The sequence below is a fragment of the Streptomyces sp. NPDC088116 genome, assembly GCF_044741745.1.
In the GTDB taxonomy this organism is placed as follows: domain Bacteria; phylum Actinomycetota; class Actinomycetes; order Streptomycetales; family Streptomycetaceae; genus Streptomyces.
The window spans coordinates 17982-35015 of record NZ_JBIUTF010000008.1 but is presented as its reverse complement, the minus strand read 5'-3'; the positions used below and the strand labels follow the sequence as shown (position 1 = coordinate 35015).

The window sequence follows — 17034 nt, the reverse complement described above, 5'->3', positions numbered from 1 at the left end:
ACAGCGAGTCCAGAGTGTGAACAGAAGTGAGGAGATCGCGGTGTCTGGTATGTCGGCAGGTCGGCCAGCCCTGCGGATGGGACCCGCGGAACTGGTACAGGCGGCGGCCATGGCCCGCCGCTTCTATCTTGAGGGAAAGTCCAAGATCCAGATCGCCGAGGAGTTCGGCGTCAGCCGTTTCAAGGTGGCCCGGGTCCTGGAGACGGCGCTGGAACGCGATCTCGTGAGGATCGAGATCCGGGTCCCCGCCGAACTGGACGCGGAGCGCTCGGACGCGCTGCGTGCCCGCTACGGCCTGCGGCACGCGGTCGTCGTCGAGTCGCCCGCCGAGGGCGGGGACGAGTCCCCCGACCCGGAGAATCTCGGCGAGGTCGCCGCCGATCTGCTCGGTGAACTGGTCGTCGAGGGCGATGTGCTGGGCCTGGCCTGGGGCCGCTCCACCATCCACATGGCGGCCGCGCTCGACCGGCTGCCGCCGTGCACGGTCGTCCAGCTCACGGGCGTGTACGACGCGGGCACCGCGGAGCGTGGTTCGGTCGAGGCGGTACGGCGTGCCGCCCAGGTGTCCGGGGGAGAGGCCCACCCCATCTACGCCCCGATGCTGCTGCCCGACCCGGCGACCGCCGCCGCGCTGCGCAACCAGACCGGTATCGCGCGCGCCTTCGAGTACTTCGACAAGGTCACCGTCGCCGCCGTCTCCATCGGATCGTGGGAGGCGGGTATCTCCACGGTGCACGACATGATCACCGAGGAGGAGCGGACCCACTACGCCTCGCTCGGCGTCGCCGCCGAGATGTCCGCGCATCTCTTCGACGCCGAGGGCCGACGGGTGGGCCGTGACCTGGGCGAGCGGTGCATCACGGTCGAGGCCGACCGGCTGCGCCGTATCCCGGAGGTCGTGGCGATCGCGGGCGGGCTGCGCAAGGCGGAGGCGATCGGGGCCGTCCTGCGCTCCGGACTCGTCACCAGCCTGGTCACCGACACCGCGGCGGCGGACTTCCTGCTGACGGAGTTCACGCCGGGGCCCCGGCCCGCGCTGGAGCGGTGCGACCCGGACGCCGTCTGAAGCGTCGTCAGCGGTACGCCCGGGACGCGGAGCGGCCGTCGTCCGGATCCGGGTTCCGGCCCGGCCGCACGGCCGAGGCGGGCGGGTCACCTTGGAGCATCACACCAGGGCACCCCTCCTGAGCTGGAGGTTTCTCCCGGGGTGGGTTCGCGGCAGGGCATGGGACACTGAAGTACGTGCGCTTTCCCCGGCTCCACCGACCGGGGGCCAATTCCGATCGACTGGGAAGTTCAGCACGTGCGTTTCCTCAATGACTTGCAGCCCCCGTACGACCTCACGTACGACGACGTGTTCATGGTGCCGAGCCGCTCGGCCGTGGGTTCGCGCCAGGGCGTGGACCTCTGCTCCGGGGACGGCACCGGCACCACCATTCCGCTGGTCGTCGCGAACATGACCGCGATCGCGGGCCGTCGGATGGCCGAGACCGTCGCCCGGCGCGGCGGGCTCGTCGTCCTCCCGCAGGACATCCCGATCGAGGTCGTCACCGAGGTCGTCTCCTGGGTCAAGACCCGGCATCTCGTACTCGACACCCCGATCGTGCTGGCCCCCACCCAGACCGTCGGTGACGCGCTGTCCCTGCTGCCCAAGCGGGCGCACGGCGCGGGCGTCGTGGTCGACGGCGACCACCGGCCCGTCGGTATCGTCACCGACCACGATCTGACCGGCGTCGACCGTTTCACCCAGCTCTCCGAGGTCATGTCGAAGGACCTGCTGCTGATCTCCGCGGACATGGATCCGGGCGAGGCGTTCAACACCCTCGACAACGCCAACCGCAAGCTCGCTCCGGCCATCGGCACCGACGGCAGCCTGGTCGGCGTCCTCACACGGAAGGGCGCCCTGCGGGCCACCCTCTACACGCCGGCCACCGACGCGGACGGCAAGCTGCGGATCGCCGCCGCCGTCGGCATCAACGGGAATGTCGCGGACAAGGCCCGGCAGCTCCTGGACGCGGGCGTCGACACGCTCGTCGTCGACACGGCGCACGGCCACCAGGAATCGATGATCGCCGCGGTCAGGGCGGTCCGCGCGCTCGATCCGAAGGTGCCGGTCGTCGCGGGCAACATCGTCGCCGCCGAGGGCGTACGCGATCTCGTCGAAGCCGGTGCTGACATCGTCAAGGTCGGTGTCGGACCGGGCGCCATGTGCACCACGCGCATGATGACCGGGGTGGGGCGGCCGCAGTTCTCGGCCGTCATGGAGTGCGCCGCCGAGGCGAAGAAGCACGGCAAGCACGTGTGGGCCGACGGCGGGGTGCGGCACCCGCGCGATGTCGCCATGGCGCTCGCCGCCGGTGCGTCCAATGTGATGATCGGATCCTGGTTCGCCGGTACGTACGAGTCCCCCGGCGACCTCCAGCAGGCCGCCGACGGACGTCTGTACAAGGAGTCCTTCGGCATGGCCTCGGCCCGCGCCGTACGCAACCGTACGAGCGAGGAGTCGGCGTACGACCGGGCTCGCAAGGCGCTCTTCGAGGAGGGCATCTCCACCTCGCGGATGTTCCTCGACCCGGCCCGCCCCGGCGTCGAGGACCTGATCGACCAGATCATCGCGGGCGTGCGGTCCTCCTGCACCTACGCCGGAGCGAACTCCCTGGAGGAGTTCGCCCGGAAGGCGATCGTCGGCGTCCAGAGCGCCGCCGGATACGCCGAGGGCAAGCCGCTGCACGCCAGTTGGAGTTAGGGCGTGGTGCGAGAGTCCGGCCCGGCCCGCGGCGCCGGACTCGGACCTGGCACAACCCGATCTGAAAAACGCAGGCATGAGTCTGTCAGGACGGGGTACACGCCCTCCGCATTGACAATGGAACCAGGGGAGGCCGAAGTGTCCACGGCGAGCACGGTCCCGACCGACAGCACGAGATACGGGAGCCAGCAGCAGGCCGGGGCGGCGGAGCTGGACCTTCCGCACGTGGAGTGTCCGGCGGAAGTGGCACCCAAGGACGCGCGGGAGATCTCGAAGCTCTTCTTCGCCCGGCTGACCGAGCTGGAAGAAGGCACGCACGAGCACCAGTACGTGCGCAACACCCTGATCGAGCTGAACCTGGCGCTGGTCCGGTACGCGGCCACGCGGTTCCGGAACCGCGCCGATCAGATGGAGGACATCGTCCAGGTCGGCACCATCGGCCTGATCAAGGCCATCGACCGCTTCGAGCTCAGCCGTGAGGTGGAGTTCGCGACCTTCGCCGTCCCGTACATCGTCGGCGAGATCAAGCGTTTCTTCCGGGACACCAGCTGGGCCGTGCACGTTCCGCGCAGGCTCCAGGAGCTGCGGATCGACCTGGCCAAGGCGACCGACGAACTGTCCCAGCGGCTGGACCGGGCGCCGACCACGGCCGAACTGGCCGGACATCTCGGTCTTGACGAGGACGAGGTCATCGAGGGCGTCGTCGCGAGCAACGGTTACACGGCCGGTTCGATCGACATGCCGACGGACGACACGGCGCAGTCCCCGGTGCCCCTCGCCGACCGGCTCGGCGCACCCGACGCGGGGATGGAAGCGGCGGAGAACGTCCAGGCCCTGAAGCCGCTCATCGAGGAACTCGACGAGCGTGAGCGGCGGATCCTGCGGATGCGCTTCGGCGACGAGATGACCCAGTCGGAGATCGGCGCCGAGCTGGGTGTGTCCCAGATGCATGTGTCCCGGCTGCTGTCACGGATCACCGGGCGGCTGCGGGAAGGGCTGCTGGTGGTGGAGTAACACCGCGGGCCTACGGTGATGTGCGCAGGGGCGCACCGCGCGATGCGGTGCGCCCTCTCCGTACAACACCGGGTGCGCCCCTCCGTACAACACCGCAGGCCGTTTACGCCCGTCGTCCGTACGGAAGTTGAGCCCGCCCGCGCCGGCGCTTCATACCGGGGAGGGCACGGACGACGACGCCGACCGCTGCCAGACCGCGCGCACCCGTTTGCCGTGCGGCAGCGGTCCGACCTCGACATGACCGGCCAGCCTCAGCACCAGCGGCCAGCCGAATCCCCCGCCACCGCCGAAGTCGGGCGGGCGTGCGACCGGCAGTTCGGGACTGGCGTCCTCCATCTCCACCACCAGGGTCTCGTTCTGCGTGGTGAGCCGGAGCCGCCACCAGCCCGGGGTGTGCCGGATGGAGTTGGCGACGAGTTCGGAGACGACGAGCAGCACCGCGTCGAGGTCGGCCCAGGGACAGTGCTGCGAGAGGAAGTCGGCGGCGGCTCCGCGGGCTGCCGCACTGTCCCCGTACGGCGAGTCCACGACCACCACATGCGGTTCGTTGCTCATCACCGGCTCGTTTACCCCGATATCCGACTTCCATCGGCGATCACTGTCGGCCAGTGGAATCGGCCTCATCGTGCTCGTGGACGCACCCGCGCATGACACCGGGTCAGCGCCTGCCACCGGGCCGGCCAAGGACTTCGGTACGGTCGTCGGATTGACGGATTGGTGTCACTCCTCGCTGGGCAGTGAGCAGGAAAGTCATGTCATGTGCACGACTGTTTCTCCCGTAAGGAGGTCGACCATGCACGTCCGTAAGTTGACCAGCGGGTTCGCTGCCACCCTGGCCGTGACCTTTTCGCTGATGAGTGGCCAGGCCGTGGCCGCTCCCTCCGCGCACGCGGACGCCGACAGAGCCGTGGCCGCTCGTGTGGTCACCTACGACGCCGGCGGTTCCGCCGAGTTCAAGTCCGCGGTCGACCGGGGCGCGGCGATCTGGAACGAGAGCGTCGACGCCGTCGAACTGCGCCCGGTCGCGGCCGGGCAGCGCGCCAACATCCGGGTCCTGGCGGACGACGGCTGGCCCCGCGCCATCACCACCTCGCTGGGCAACGGAACCGTCTACATCGGACGGCAGGCGGTGGACGAGGGCCACAACACGATCCGCATATCGTCCCACGAACTGGGCCACATCCTGGGCCTGCCGGACCGCAAGCCCGGACCCTGCTCCAGCCTGATGTCCGGTGCCAGCGCGGGCACCTCATGCACGAACCCCTACCCGAACACGACCGAGAAGGCCGACGTCGAGGGGTACTTCGATGCCTTGTCCGCGCGGACGGCCGGAGCGGTGCCGCTCAACGCCATGATCGCGCACTGACCCACGGCGCGGGCCCCGAGCGGGAGTTGACCGTACGCCCCGGAGCGCGGATGGCGAATCGCGTTCCGGGGCGTACCCGGCTCTGATCGAAGTCGGGTACGGCCGGGGGCTACCGGCCCTGTTCCTCGTTCTTGTCGTACGCGGAGGTGCCGGAGTCCAGCAGAGGTTCCTGCCCCTTCATGTGCGCCGGGGCGAACGCGCGCAGCACGTGGTAGCCGATGATCACCACGATCGTGCCGAGCGCGATACCGCTGATCTCGAAGTTGTCGGTGATCTTCAGGCTCACTCCGCCGACCCCGATGATGATGCCCGCGGCCGTCGGTACCAGATTCAGCGGATTGCGCAGATCCACCCCGGCGTTGGTCCAGATCTGCGCGCCGAGCAGGCCGATCATGCCGTACAGGATGACGGTGATCCCGCCCAGTACGCCACCGGGCACAGCGGCCACGATCGCCCCGAACTTGGGGCAGACGCCGAAGAGCAGGGCGAAGCCCGCCGCGGCCCAATAGGCGGCGGTGGAGTAGACGCGGGTCGCGGCCATGACACCGATGTTCTCGGAGTACGTGGTGTTGGGCGGGCCTCCCACGGCGGTGGAGAGCATCGATGCCGCGCCGTCGGCCGCGATCGCGGTGCCCAGCCGGTCGTCCAGTGATTCGCCGGTCATCTCGCCGACGGCCTTCACATGCCCGGCGTTCTCCGCGATCAGCGCGATGACGACCGGCAGCGCGACCAGGATCGCCGACCACTCGAAACTCGGCGCGTGGAAGTCCGGCAGTCCGATCCACTCCGCCTTGCCGACGCCCGACAGATTCAGCCGCCAGTGATCGACGGCTTCGGCCCCGCCGGCCGGCGAGTGGATCCGGCCGAAGACCCGGTCGAAGAGCCAGGAGATGCCGTAACCGAAGATCAGCCCGAGGAAGATCGCGATCCGTGACCAGAAACCACGCAGGCAGACCACGGCGAGTCCGGTGAAGGCCATCACCAGCAGGGCCGTCCACTGGTCCTGCGGCCAGTACGTCGAAGCCGTCACCGGCGCCAGGTTGAACCCGATCAGCATGACGACCGCGCCCGTGACCACGGGGGGCATCGCGGCATGGATGATCCGGGCGCCGAAGCGCTGGACCGCGAGTCCCACCAGGAAGAGCGCGAGGCCGACGACCAGCACCGCGCCGGTGACCGTGGCGCTGTCACCGCCGGAGGCCCGGATGGTGGCGGCCACGCCGACGAAGGAGAGCGAACAGCCCAGGTAGCTGGGGACCCGGCCGCGGGTCGCCAACAGGAAGATCACTGTCGCGACGCCGGACATCATGATCGCGAGGTTGGGGTCCAGACCCATCAGGACCGGAGCGACGAACGACGCCCCGAACATCGCCACCACATGCTGGGCGCCGAGGCCCATCGTACGGGGCCAGGACAACCGCTCGTCGGGGCGGACGACGGCGCCTGGGGCGGGGGTACGCCCGTCGCCGTGCAGAGTCCAGCGCACGCCGAGCTTCATGAGGGGGCTCCACTTCTGGGGTTGCTGCCGGGGACAGACCGGCACTGCCACGACTGGCGCCATCACCCTCCGGGCCGTCGCGGCCGGCGCCACGGAGACCGGATCGATGCAGGCTCCATGGCCGAAAAAGATCAGCGCAATGGTAGGTGGCCCCGACGGCCACGCGTCGAGCCGGGGCCCGCTCCGGCGCCGTGTGGCCTCGTCCGTGAATTCCGTTCACGTCATTGTCAGAGGTTCCGCGCGGCTCTACGCTCACACGGTCTCGTTCATGAATCCCGTTCACATATTTGATCGGAGTGCTTGATGAGCGGAACTTCCCGGAGCTTCCGAGCCTTACGGACCCCCCGAGCCGTACGGACCTTCCGAGCCGTACGAGTCGCACGATGGCGTCCGGCTGCCGTGATCGCCACAGCCGTCACCCTCGCCTCGCTGCTCGTCCCGGCCGCGTCCTCCGCGTCCCCCGTATCGTCCTCGGCAGCGTCATCGCCTGCCTCCGCTTCCGCCGCGCCGGAGCCTCATGACCCGCGCCGTACGGCGCCCGGGGCTCCCGCGACGGTGGTGATCGACGGTGAGCGGATGCGGCAGGCCCGTATCGCCCTCGACCGCGGTGATCCCGCCCTCAGGCGGACCGTCACGTCCCTGACCGCGCGGGCGGACACCTGGCTCGGCCAGGGGCCCTGGACCGTCACGGACAAACCCGCGCCTGCCCCCGGCGGCGACCCGCACGACTATCTGAGCCAGGCGCCGTACTGGTGGCCCTCGAAGCCGAGGACCGCCGACAACCCGTGGGGCTGTCCGTACGTCCAGCGCGACGGCGAACGCAACCCGGAGGTCGACACCGGAACCGACCGCCCGGACATCGGCAAGGTCGTCAACTCCACCACCACGCTCAGCCTCGCCTGGTACTACACGGGCCGGAAGCGGTACGCGGAGCACGCCGCCGACATTCTGCGCACCTGGTTCATCAGCTCGGCGACCCGGATGAACCCGAATCTGAACCACGGGCAGTTCATCCCCTGCATGTACGACGGCCGGTCCATCGGCATCATCGACTTCTCCCAGCAGTTCACCAGCGTCCTGGACGCCATCGCGATCCTCGGCACCGGAGCCCCCGGCTGGACCGGGAGCGACCGCGCCGGGATGCGCGCCTGGAACGAGGATTTCCTGGACTGGCTCGTCAACTCGCCCTTCGGCAAGGAGGAGTCGGCCGCGAAGAACAATCACGGCACCTTCATGGACATGCAGGTCGCCGCCCTCGCGCTCGCCACCGGCGACCGGAGCCTCGCGCGCCGGACCGTGCTCGACGCCCGTGCGAAACGCATCGACACCCAGATCGCCGCCTACGGCAGCCAGCCGCAAGAACTCGCCCGTACGCGCAGCTGGCACTACTCGACCTTCGACCTGGTCGCCCACACCCGTCTCGCCGCCATCGGCGAACAGGTCGGCGTGGACCTCTGGGCGTATCGGGGACCGCGCGGGCAGAGCCTGTTCAAGGCCGTCGGCCATCTCCTGCCGGCGGCGACCGGCGCGGCTCCCTGGCCGCACCCGGAACTCGAGTTCCACCGCTACGCGGCGAGCGACATCGTCCACGCGGCGGCCGACGCCAAAGACCCCGGGGCACGCGCCGCCGTGCCGCGTCTTCAGGCGCCACCGGGCGGCGACCTCTGGGCACTGCGTCCCGCCGCCGAACAGCTCGACTCGATCGCGGGCTGATCCCTCCGGCACCTGCCCGCACCACGCCGCCGGAGGTCATGCCTCCTCCGGAGCCGGCGCCGGCGTGCTCCGCGCGCCGGCCTCGGCGGGCCTCCTGTCGCCCGTACGCAGCACCCCGGCGCCCACCAACAGACCGCAGGCGAGCAGCGTCACCAGCCCGAAGGACACCACCAGCGAGGTCGCGTCCGCGACCGCGCCGATCGCCGAGGGGGCGATCAGGCCCGAGGTGTACGTGATGGTGGCGACACCCGCGATGGCCTGGCTCGGGTTCGGCCCGGCCCGGCCCGCCGCCGCGAAGGCGAGCGGTACGACCACGGCCACGCCGAGACCGAGGCACGCGAAGCCGCCCATGGCGACCCCCGGATGGGGCGCCGCGACGACCAGTACTCCGCCCAGCGCGGCCAGCGCCCCGCCCGTCCGTACGGTCCGCACGGCACCGAACCGGTCGATCACCCGGTCGCCCGCCAGCCGGGCGACGGCCATGGTGAGCGCGAAGGCGGTGGTCGACGCCGCGGCGAGACCGGGCGAGGTGTGCAGGACGTCCCGCAGATAGACCGCCGACCAGTCGAGGCTCGCTCCCTCGGCGAAGACCGCGCAGAATCCGACGGCCCCGATGAGCAGCGCGGACTTCGGCGGCAGCGCGAACCGCGGCGGCGCTTCCTCTTCGGGTGCGCTGCGCAGGTCCAGCACCCCCTGACAGGCGATCAGGCCCAGCAGCGTGAGCACGGCGGCCGCGAGCAGGTGGTGCAGCCGCGCGTCACCGCCCAGATGCGCGGCCAGGGTGCCGGCGGCCGATCCGATCAGCGCGCCCGTGCTCCACATGCCGTGCAGGCTGGACATGATCGACTTGTCGAGACGGTTCTCGACCTCCACCCCGAGGGCGTTCATCGCCACGTCCGACATGCCCGAGGTGGCCCCGTACACGAACAGCGCCGCGCACAGCGTGGCGAGATTCGGCGCGAGGGAGGGCAGCGTCAGCGAAAGGGTCCACAGGGCGAGCAGGCCGCGCAGCGCGGTGCGTGCCCCGAGGCGATGGCTGATGGCGCCGGCCAGCGGCATCGCCACCGAGGCGCCGATCGCGGGAAAGGCGAGCGCGAGCCCGAGCTGTCCGGCGCTGACCCCGGCGTGGTCCTGGATCCAGGGGATACGGGTGGCGAAACTGCCGGTGACCGCTCCATGCACACAGAAGACGGCGGCGACGGCGAGCCGGGCGCCGCGTAACCTCCGCTTGTCGTAGCTCACTTCAGCCGACATCCCGTCCCGCCCTCCTTGAACTCCGAAGTCCGAGCCCCGAGTTCCGAAGTCCGAACTCCGCACCGTTGGAGCGCCCTTCCGCAGCGCTGGAGTAAATTATCAGGAACCCTGCCTGATAAATAGACCGCATGGTCGAAGGCGTCAAGAGCGATCTGGAAGGATTCCGGTATGGCCGCATCCCCGAGCACCGCACGGGCCATCAACGACCGGCTCGCCCTCGGGTTCCTCCAGCGCGAAGGTCCTTTGACGGCAGGACAGTTGAAGACCCTGACCGGGCTCTCCCGTCCCACCGTCGCCGACCTGGTGGAACGGCTCCAGGGGGCGGGGCTGGTCCGGGTCGTCGGAGAGGCGGACGACCGGCGCCGCGGTCCCAACGCCAGGCTGTACGGGATCGCCGGGGACCGTGCCCACCTCGCCGCCCTCGACGTGCGTACCCACAGCGTCTCCGTCGTCGTCGCGGATCTGCTCGGCGCCACGCTCGCCGAGGCCACCCTGCCCATCGGCAGCGACACCGCGACGGAGGCGGCCGTCGAACAGGCCGTGGCCCTGCTGGAGCGGACGGCCCGGACGGTCGGCGCGGTGCCCCTGCACAGCGTGGGCATAGGCGCGCCCGGTCTGGTCGATCCGGCCACGGGCGAACTCCGCGACACCGCCGGACTGCCCGCCTGGCACCGGCGGCTCGTCGCCGCTCTCCAGGAACGGCTGCCCGCCACGCTCCTGGTGGAGAACGAGACCAACCTCGCGGCCCTCGCGGAACAGCGTCTCGGCGCGGCCCGGGGTCAGGACACCTTCGTCCTGCTCTGGCTCGGCCATGGCGTCGGCGCGGCTGTCGTGCTCGACGGCAGGCTCCGCCGGGGCGCTTCGGGCGGCGCGGGAGAGATCGGTTTCCTGCCGGTGCCCGGCACCCCGCGGCTGCCGTCGGCGGTGTCCTGCGACGGCGGTTTCCACACCCTGGTGGGCTCGGTCGCCGTCGGTGAACTCGCCGAGCGGTACGGCGTTTCGGCGATTCCGGCGGCGCAGGAACCCCCCTCGGCGGCCCTCGTGCGCGCAGCCGTCGCGGAGGTGACCGCCGTCTCCGGGCCGGGCGCCGGGGAGGTCCTGGCGCAAGGGGGGCGTGGAGCGCACGCCGGAGCCTTTCTCGATGTCCTCGCCGACAGGCTGGCCATAGGTACGGCGGCGGTGAGCGCCGTCCTGGACCCCGGCCGGATCGTGCTGGCGGGCGAACTCGGACACGCGGGCGGCGAGGTGCTGGCCCGCCGCGTCGAGGACCGGCTGGCCGCGATGTCACCGCTGCGCACGGAGGTCAGAGCCGGAGTGCTGGGCGGCGCGGCCGTCCTGCGTGGCGCGCTCCTGACCGCGCGGGAGGCGGCACAGGACGCGTTGTTCGCCCCGGAGGCGTGAGGCGTCCCGAGCCTGCCCGCCCGAAGGTATGAGCTGCCGCGCGCCCCGCATGCCTCCCGGCCCCTGTGAGACAGCCCACACCCCCCACTCGGATGGCGGACGATCAGGCGTGGCACACTGGGCGGGTACCAGAAGCAGCGCACTCCGGGGTCGGTGTAATTCCGAACCGGCGGTTATAGTCCGCGACCCGTCCACATCCAGTGGCCGGTTGACCAGGTGAGATTCCTGGACCGACGGTGAAAGTCCGGATGGGAGGCAGTGCGCGGCGGGCCGTCATCGGTACGCCGCCGTCGGTGGATCGTCCTTGGACGATCCGGATCTTCGGCCTCGGCGTCCCCTTGTGCGTTCCCGTTTTTCTCTGTCGTCATCGACAGGCCCCGGAGTCCGTGCCCGAAGAGGCAGGAGGACCCGGTGGCCACCGAAGCGGAAGCCGTAAGCGATGTCGACGCCATGCGCCGAGCCGTCGCGCTGGCCGCTCGCGGACTAGGCTCCACCAGCCCCAACCCGGTCGTCGGATGCGTGATCCTCGACGCTGCCGGACGGCCCGCCGGAGAGGGATTCCACCAGCGCGCGGGCGGCCCCCACGCCGAGGTCCACGCCCTGCGCGCGGCCGGCGACCGGGCCCGTGGCGGCACGGCGTACGTCACCCTCGAACCCTGCGACCACACCGGCCGCACCGGCCCCTGCTCCCAGGCGCTCGTCGACGCCGGACTCGCCCGTGTCGTGTACGCCGTCGCCGATCCGACCCCGCAGGCCACCGGCGGCGCCGGCACCCTGCGCGCGGCCGGAGTCACGGTCGAGCAGGGCCTGCTCGCCGAGGAGGCCGACGCCGGCAACACCGCCTGGCTCACCTCCGTACGGCGCGGCCGTCCCCACGTCCTGTGGAAGTACGCGGCAACCCTCGACGGCCGGGTCGCGGCCGCCGACTCGACCAGCCGCTGGATCACCTCCGCCGAGGCCCGCGCCGATGTCCACCGGCTGCGCGCGGAGGCCGACGCGGTCGTGGTCGGCTCCGGCACCGCACGGACCGACGATCCGCATCTCGCCGTACGCGGTCTCCAGGGTGCCGTTCAGCCGCTGCGCGTCGTGGTCGACACCGAGGCCACGGCGGTACGGGCGGGTGCCCGGATCCTGGACGACGCCGCGCCCACCCTGATCGCCGTCGCCGAGGACGCCGACACGGGCCATCTGGACGATGCCGTACGGCCGCCTCGTACCGATGTCGTACGACTGCCCCGCGCGGCCCGCGGCCTGGACGTCCCCGCCCTGCTGGCCGCCCTGCACGAGCGCGGCGTCCGCTCCGTACTCCTCGAAGGCGGTCCGGCGCTGGCCGGCTCCTTCGTCGCGGCGGGAGCCGTCGACAAGGTCGTCGGCTATCTCGCCCCCGTCCTGCTGGGCGCCGGCCCCGCGGCTCTCGCCGACGCCGGAATCACCACGATCGGCGAGGCGTTGCGGCTCCGTATGACGCAGACCGTACGGATCGGCACAGACCTGCGGATCACCGCGACCCTCGAACCGGCCGCGGCCGAAACGGCCGCCGGAGCCGCGGCCGAACCCATCACCTACGCAGCCGCCACGAATGTCCCTGCCACGAAGGAGCGTTGAGTGTTCACCGGAATCGTCGAAGAACTGGGTGAGGTCACCGCCGTCGAGGACCTCGGTGACTCCTCCCGCTTCCGCCTGCGCGGACCCGTCGTCACCGAGAACGCCAAGCACGGCGACTCGATCGCCGTCAACGGTGTCTGTCTCACGGTCGTGGACTTCGCGGACGGTGAGTTCACCGCGGACGTGATGGCCGAGACGCTCGACCGCTCCAGCCTCGGCGCGCTGGAGACCGGCTCCCGGGTCAACCTGGAGCGGCCCATGGCAGTCGGCGGCCGGCTCGGCGGACATATCGTCCAGGGCCATGTCGACGGCACCGGCACCATCGTGGAGCGCGAGCCGTCCGAGCACTGGGAGATCGTCAAGGTCTCGCTCCCCGCCTCGCTGACCCGCTACGTCGTGGAGAAGGGCTCGATCACCGTGGACGGCGTCAGCCTCACGGTCGTCGACGCCGGGCCCGACTACTTCACCATCAGCCTCATCCCCACCACCCTCGGGCTGACCACCCTGGGCATCAAGGGCCCCGGCGACCCGGTCAACCTCGAGGTCGACGTCATCGCGAAGTATGTCGAGCGGCTGCTCGGCGCCCGAGCCGAGGAGTCCGCCCAGTGACTGCCCTGACCTGGCTGAACGGTGAGGCCTTCACCGCCTTCGGTCAGCACATCCTGTGGTCCGACATGATCGGCAACATCATCGGTCTGGCGGCCCTCGCCCTCGGCTGGCGGCGCTCCATCCTGACCTGGCCCGCCCAGCTCCTGTCCGGTGTCATCCTCGTCGGCGCCTATGCCTCCGCCCAGCTCAGCGGCGGCGTCGGCAAGCAACTGCTGGTCATCGGCGTGGCCCTGTGGGGCTGGCGCCAGTGGCAGCGCGGCAGGCAGCAGGCCCAGGACGGCTCGATCGCCGTACGGTTCGCCGGCCGGCAGGAGCGCGCGGTGCTCCTCGGCGGTACGGTCCTGGGCACCCTGGCCGTCGGCGGCCTGTTCGCCGCCGTCCCCGAACTGTCCTGGAACCCCTGGCCCGACGCCTACATCTTCGTCGGCACGCTCGCCGCGATGGTCGCCCAGGCCCGGGGCCTGGTCGAGTTCTGGTTCGCCTGGCTGCTGGTCGACCTGGTCGGCGTACCGCTCGCCTTCAGCAGCGGCCTCGTCTTCTCCGGCCTCGTGTACGTGATCTACCTCGCCCTCGTCCTGTGGGGGATGCGCGACTGGTGGCTGCGGTCCCGCGCCGCCGCCGTGCCCCTGGAAGGAGCAGCAGCATGACCACCGCACTGCCCACGTGGTACTCCACCGACAACGTCGAGGACCTCTCCCTGGACCCCGTCGAACAGGCCATCCGCGACATCGCGGCCGGCCGCCCGGTCGTCGTCGTGGACGACGAGGACCGCGAGAACGAGGGCGACCTCGTCATCGCCGCCGAGAAGGCCACCCCCGAGATCATCGCCTTCATGATGAGCGAGTGCCGCGGACTGATCTGCGCCCCGATGGAGGGCACGGAGCTGGACCGGCTCGAACTGCCGCAGATGGTCGACCGCAACACCGAGTCGATGGGCACCGCCTTCACGGTCTCCGTCGACGCGGCGCCCGGCCACGGCGTCACCACCGGCATCTCCGCCGCCGACCGGGCCACCACACTCCGGCTGCTCGCCGCGGGCGACGCGGGGCCCGGCGACTTCGTCCGGCCGGGGCATGTCTTCCCGCTGCGCGCCAAGCCGGGCGGTGTGCTCGTACGCAACGGTCACACCGAAGCGGCGGTCGACCTGGCGAGGCTCGCCGGTCTGCGACCGGCCGGCACGATCGTGGAGATCGCCGGCGAGGACGGCGTGATGCTGCGGCTGCCCGAACTGATCCCGTTCGCCCGCAAGCACGGCCTGACGATCATCTCGATAGAGGACCTGATCGCCTACCGCCGCGGCTCCGAGCCGACCGTCCGCCGCGAGGCCGAGGTCCGGCTCCCCACGGCCCACGGGCAGTTCACGGCGTACGGCTACCGCTCCACGGTCGACGGCGTCGAGCATGTCGCCCTCGTCCACGGGGACATCGGTGACGGTGAGGACCTGCTGGTGCGGGTCCACTCCGAGTGCCTCACCGGCGACATCTTCAGCTCGCAGCGCTGCGACTGCGGGCCCCAGCTCCAGGCCTCCATGAAGCGCGTCACGGAGGAGGGCCGCGGCGTCGTGGTCTATCTGCGCGGCCACGAGGGCCGCGGCATCGGGCTGCTGTCCAAGCTGCGCGCGTACGAACTCCAGGAGCGCGGCCACGACACCCTGGACGCCAACCTGGAGCTCGGCCTGCCCGCCGACGCCCGCGACTACGCGGCCGGCGCGCGCATCCTCGACGATCTCGGCGTCCACAGCCTCCGGCTGATGACCAACAACCCCGACAAGACCACGGCGCTCGTCCGGCACGGGCTCCGGGTCACCGGGCGTGAGCCGATGCCCGTGCAGGCGGGGGAGCACAACCTCCGCTATCTGCGCACCAAGCGCGACCGGATGGGCCACGACCTGCCCTGGCTCGACACCGCCGTCGGCGTGTCCGCCTGCGGCAACCAGTAGGGGCCGTACGGCTCCTGACGGCCGTACGACCAGCACCACCCGTAAGCAATACCGGACGAGAACAGCAAGGCGAGGACTGACGTGAGCGGCAAGGGCGCACCCGAACTGAGCGTGGAGAACTGCGGAGACCTCCGGGTCGCCGTCATCGCGGCACAGTGGCACGAGAAGATCATGGACGGTCTGGTCGACGGCGCTCTGCGCGCCCTGCGGGAGCTCGGCATCGACGAGCCGACCCTGCTGCGTGTGCCCGGCAGCTTCGAGCTGCCGGTCGCCGCCAAGGTGCTGGCGGGACGCGGCTACGACGCCGTCGTCGCCCTCGGCGTCGTCATCCGGGGCGGCACCCCGCACTTCGAGTATGTGTGCCAGGGCGTCACCCAGGGACTCACCCAGGTCTCGGTCGACACCGGCGTCCCGATCGGCTTCGGCGTACTGACCTGCGACACCGAGCAGCAGGCCCTGGACCGGGCCGGTATCGAGGGTTCGTACGAGGACAAGGGCCACGAGGCGGTCACCGCCGCCGTCGCCACCGCGGCCACCCTGCGCGCCATCGCCGAACCCGCGCGCTGAACACACGCCCACCGTCACTCTTCGCGGGAGGCGCTTCGCGCCCCTGTGACATCGCCGCGTAAAGTGAGCGTCACCATGTCCAAGAAGACGTTCGAGGAGCTCTTCACCGAGCTCCAGCAGAAGGCCGCCCACGGCGACCCCGCCACCTCCCGTACCGCCGAGCTGGTGGACAAGGGTGTGCATGCCATCGGCAAGAAGGTCGTCGAAGAGGCGGCCGAGGTGTGGATGGCAGCCGAATACGAAGGCAAGGAAGCCGCCGCCGAGGAGATCTCCCAGCTCCTCTACCACATCCAGGTGATGATGGTCGCGCGCGGAATCTCCCTCGACGACGTGTACGCCCATCTCTGAGCCCGCCCGTACGCCTTCGTACCTTCACCGCGCACACACTCCCCGCGCCACCCGGCCCCGTGCCGCCGCCGACGCGTCGGCACGGATCACCACCCCTACGCACAAAGGAATCCGCCCTCATGCTGCGCATCGCCGTTCCCAACAAGGGTTCACTGTCCGGACCTGCGTCGGCGATGCTCCATGAGGCCGGCTACCAGCAGCGCAAGGAGTCCAAGGAACTCGTCCTGGTCGACCCGGAGAACGAGGTCGAGTTCTTCTACCTCCGCCCCCGCGACATCGCGATCTACGTGAGCTCCGGCAAGCTCGACATCGGCATCACCGGCCGCGATCTGCTGCTGGACTCCGAGGCCGAGGCCGAGGAGATCCTCCCGCTCGGCTTCGCCCGCTCCACCTTCCGTTACGCCACCAAGCCGGGCACCGCCGGCGGCGTCGCGGAGTTCGACGGCATGACCGTCGCCACCTCCTACGAGGGCATCGTCGCCCAGCACCTCGCGGACAACGGCGTCAACGCCTCCGTCGTCCACCTGGACGGCGCGGTCGAGACCGCCATCGAGCTGGGGGTCGCCCAGATCATCGCCGACGTGGTGGAGACCGGCACCTCCCTGCGCAACGCGGGCCTCGAAGTCATCGGTGAGCCGATCATGAAGTCCGAGGCGGTCGTCATCCGCCGCACCGGCGCCGGCACCGACGAGCCGAAGGTGCAGCAGTTCCTGCGCAGGCTCCAGGGCGTCCTCGTCGCCCGCACGTACGTGATGATGGACTACGACTGCCGCGCCGAGCACCTGGAGCGCGCCGTCGCCCTCACCCCGGGGCTGGAGTCGCCGACCATCTCCCCGCTGCACGACAAGGGCTGGGTCGCCGTCCGCGCGATGGTCCCGTCCAAGGAGGCGCAGCGGATCATGGACGACCTGTACGAGCTGGGCGCCCGTGCCATCCTCACCACGGCCATCCACGCCTGCCGCCTCTGACGCCCT

16 protein-coding genes and 1 riboswitch are annotated in these 17034 nt (G+C 70.7%); of the genes, 13 read left to right on the top strand and 3 right to left on the bottom strand.

Annotated elements, in window-relative coordinates:
* Window positions 1-16 precede the first annotated feature (16 nt).
* From ACIOJD_RS29015 to ACIOJD_RS29005, 3 genes are all read left to right on the top strand, one after another.
* The gene (locus ACIOJD_RS29015; RefSeq protein WP_401918943.1) at window positions 17-1066 is read left to right on the top strand and encodes a sugar-binding transcriptional regulator; all 1050 of its coding nucleotides are present in this window, start codon (window positions 17-19) and stop codon (window positions 1064-1066) included.
* Between the two features lie 237 nt (window positions 1067-1303).
* Window positions 1304-2746 carry a GuaB1 family IMP dehydrogenase-related protein gene (locus ACIOJD_RS29010; RefSeq protein ID WP_401918942.1) on the top strand — a complete coding sequence of 481 codons (1443 nt, stop codon included), beginning with the start codon at window positions 1304-1306 and terminating at the stop codon, window positions 2744-2746.
* Between the two features lie 138 nt (window positions 2747-2884).
* The gene (locus tag ACIOJD_RS29005) at window positions 2885-3760 is read left to right on the top strand and encodes an RNA polymerase sigma factor SigF (protein ID WP_401918940.1); all 876 of its coding nucleotides are present in this window, start codon (window positions 2885-2887) and stop codon (window positions 3758-3760) included.
* A gap of 150 nt (window positions 3761-3910) precedes the next feature.
* Here ACIOJD_RS29005 and ACIOJD_RS29000 read toward each other — a convergent pair whose 3' ends face one another.
* Entirely contained in the window at window positions 3911-4315 is a 405-nt protein-coding gene (locus ACIOJD_RS29000; RefSeq protein ID WP_401918938.1) for an ATP-binding protein, read from the bottom strand.
* A 238-nt stretch (window positions 4316-4553) separates the two neighbouring features.
* On the opposite strand from ACIOJD_RS29000, the gene ACIOJD_RS28995 reads away from it, so the two are divergent.
* On the top strand, window positions 4554-5126 hold the full coding sequence (locus ACIOJD_RS28995) for a snapalysin family zinc-dependent metalloprotease (RefSeq protein ID WP_401918936.1): 573 nt from the start codon (window positions 4554-4556) through the stop codon (window positions 5124-5126).
* A gap of 109 nt (window positions 5127-5235) precedes the next feature.
* On the opposite strand, the gene ACIOJD_RS28990 is transcribed toward ACIOJD_RS28995, so the two are convergent.
* On the bottom strand, window positions 5236-6624 hold the full coding sequence (locus tag ACIOJD_RS28990) for a uracil-xanthine permease family protein (RefSeq protein WP_401918934.1): 1389 nt from the start codon (window positions 6622-6624) through the stop codon (window positions 5236-5238).
* Between the two features lie 402 nt (window positions 6625-7026).
* Here ACIOJD_RS28990 and ACIOJD_RS28985 point away from each other — a divergent pair, with 402 nt between their 5' ends.
* The gene (locus tag ACIOJD_RS28985) at window positions 7027-8337 is read left to right on the top strand and encodes an alginate lyase family protein (protein WP_401919381.1); all 1311 of its coding nucleotides are present in this window, start codon (window positions 7027-7029) and stop codon (window positions 8335-8337) included.
* A gap of 36 nt (window positions 8338-8373) precedes the next feature.
* On the opposite strand, the gene ACIOJD_RS28980 is transcribed toward ACIOJD_RS28985, so the two are convergent.
* Window positions 8374-9591 carry an MFS transporter gene (locus ACIOJD_RS28980; RefSeq protein WP_401918933.1) on the bottom strand — a complete coding sequence of 406 codons (1218 nt, stop codon included), beginning with the start codon at window positions 9589-9591 and terminating at the stop codon, window positions 8374-8376.
* A 168-nt stretch (window positions 9592-9759) separates the two neighbouring features.
* Between ACIOJD_RS28980 and ACIOJD_RS28975 the strand changes: the two genes are divergently transcribed.
* From ACIOJD_RS28975 to hisG, 8 genes are all read left to right on the top strand, one after another.
* Window positions 9760-10992 carry an ROK family transcriptional regulator gene (locus tag ACIOJD_RS28975; protein ID WP_401918931.1) on the top strand — a complete coding sequence of 411 codons (1233 nt, stop codon included), beginning with the start codon at window positions 9760-9762 and terminating at the stop codon, window positions 10990-10992.
* Window positions 10993-11127: 135 nt separating this feature from the next.
* A riboswitch (FMN riboswitch) is annotated at window positions 11128-11258 on the top strand.
* A gap of 184 nt (window positions 11259-11442) precedes the next feature.
* Window positions 11443-12597, top strand: coding sequence for a bifunctional diaminohydroxyphosphoribosylaminopyrimidine deaminase/5-amino-6-(5-phosphoribosylamino)uracil reductase RibD (gene ribD, locus ACIOJD_RS28970; protein WP_401919380.1), 1155 nt, complete (start codon window positions 11443-11445; stop codon window positions 12595-12597).
* Complete coding sequence (locus tag ACIOJD_RS28965) at window positions 12598-13206, top strand: riboflavin synthase (protein ID WP_401918929.1); 609 nt, start codon at window positions 12598-12600, stop codon at window positions 13204-13206.
* Window positions 13203-13853: a nicotinamide riboside transporter PnuC gene (pnuC, locus tag ACIOJD_RS28960; RefSeq protein ID WP_401918928.1), complete on the top strand. Its 651-nt coding sequence runs from the start codon at window positions 13203-13205 to the stop codon at window positions 13851-13853. The genes ACIOJD_RS28965 and pnuC overlap by 4 nt, the downstream gene beginning before the upstream one ends.
* Window positions 13850-15145 carry a bifunctional 3,4-dihydroxy-2-butanone-4-phosphate synthase/GTP cyclohydrolase II gene (locus ACIOJD_RS28955; RefSeq protein WP_401918926.1) on the top strand — a complete coding sequence of 432 codons (1296 nt, stop codon included), beginning with the start codon at window positions 13850-13852 and terminating at the stop codon, window positions 15143-15145. The genes pnuC and ACIOJD_RS28955 overlap by 4 nt, the downstream gene beginning before the upstream one ends.
* An 81-nt stretch (window positions 15146-15226) precedes the next feature.
* The gene (gene ribH / locus ACIOJD_RS28950; RefSeq protein WP_401918925.1) at window positions 15227-15712 is read left to right on the top strand and encodes a 6,7-dimethyl-8-ribityllumazine synthase; all 486 of its coding nucleotides are present in this window, start codon (window positions 15227-15229) and stop codon (window positions 15710-15712) included.
* Between the two features lie 75 nt (window positions 15713-15787).
* Window positions 15788-16060, top strand: a complete 273-nt coding sequence (locus tag ACIOJD_RS28945; protein WP_401918923.1) for a phosphoribosyl-ATP diphosphatase — start codon at window positions 15788-15790, stop codon at window positions 16058-16060.
* 119 nt (window positions 16061-16179) lie between these two features.
* A complete protein-coding gene (hisG, locus tag ACIOJD_RS28940) occupies window positions 16180-17028 on the top strand; it encodes an ATP phosphoribosyltransferase (protein WP_401918922.1) in 849 nt (282 codons plus the stop codon).
* Window positions 17029-17034 lie beyond the last annotated feature (6 nt).

Bases quoted from the DNA above. Each gene is read 5' to 3' on its own strand.
- ACIOJD_RS29000 (WP_401918938.1), bottom strand. From the start codon at position 4,315: ATGAGCAACGAACCGCATGTGGTGGTCGTGGACTCGCCGTACGGGGAC.
- ACIOJD_RS28995 (WP_401918936.1), top strand. From the start codon at position 4,554: ATGCACGTCCGTAAGTTGACCAGCGGGTTCGCTGCCACCCTGGCCGTG.
- ACIOJD_RS28990 (WP_401918934.1), bottom strand. From the start codon at position 6,624: ATGAAGCTCGGCGTGCGCTGGACTCTGCACGGCGACGGGCGTACCCCC.
- ACIOJD_RS28980 (WP_401918933.1), bottom strand. From the start codon at position 9,591: ATGTCGGCTGAAGTGAGCTACGACAAGCGGAGGTTACGCGGCGCCCGG.
- ACIOJD_RS28975 (WP_401918931.1), top strand. From the start codon at position 9,760: ATGGCCGCATCCCCGAGCACCGCACGGGCCATCAACGACCGGCTCGCC.
- ribD (WP_401919380.1), top strand. From the start codon at position 11,443: ATGCGCCGAGCCGTCGCGCTGGCCGCTCGCGGACTAGGCTCCACCAGC.
- ACIOJD_RS28955 (WP_401918926.1), top strand. From the start codon at position 13,850: ATGACCACCGCACTGCCCACGTGGTACTCCACCGACAACGTCGAGGAC.
- ACIOJD_RS28945 (WP_401918923.1), top strand. From the start codon at position 15,788: ATGTCCAAGAAGACGTTCGAGGAGCTCTTCACCGAGCTCCAGCAGAAG.
- hisG (WP_401918922.1), top strand. From the start codon at position 16,180: ATGCTGCGCATCGCCGTTCCCAACAAGGGTTCACTGTCCGGACCTGCG.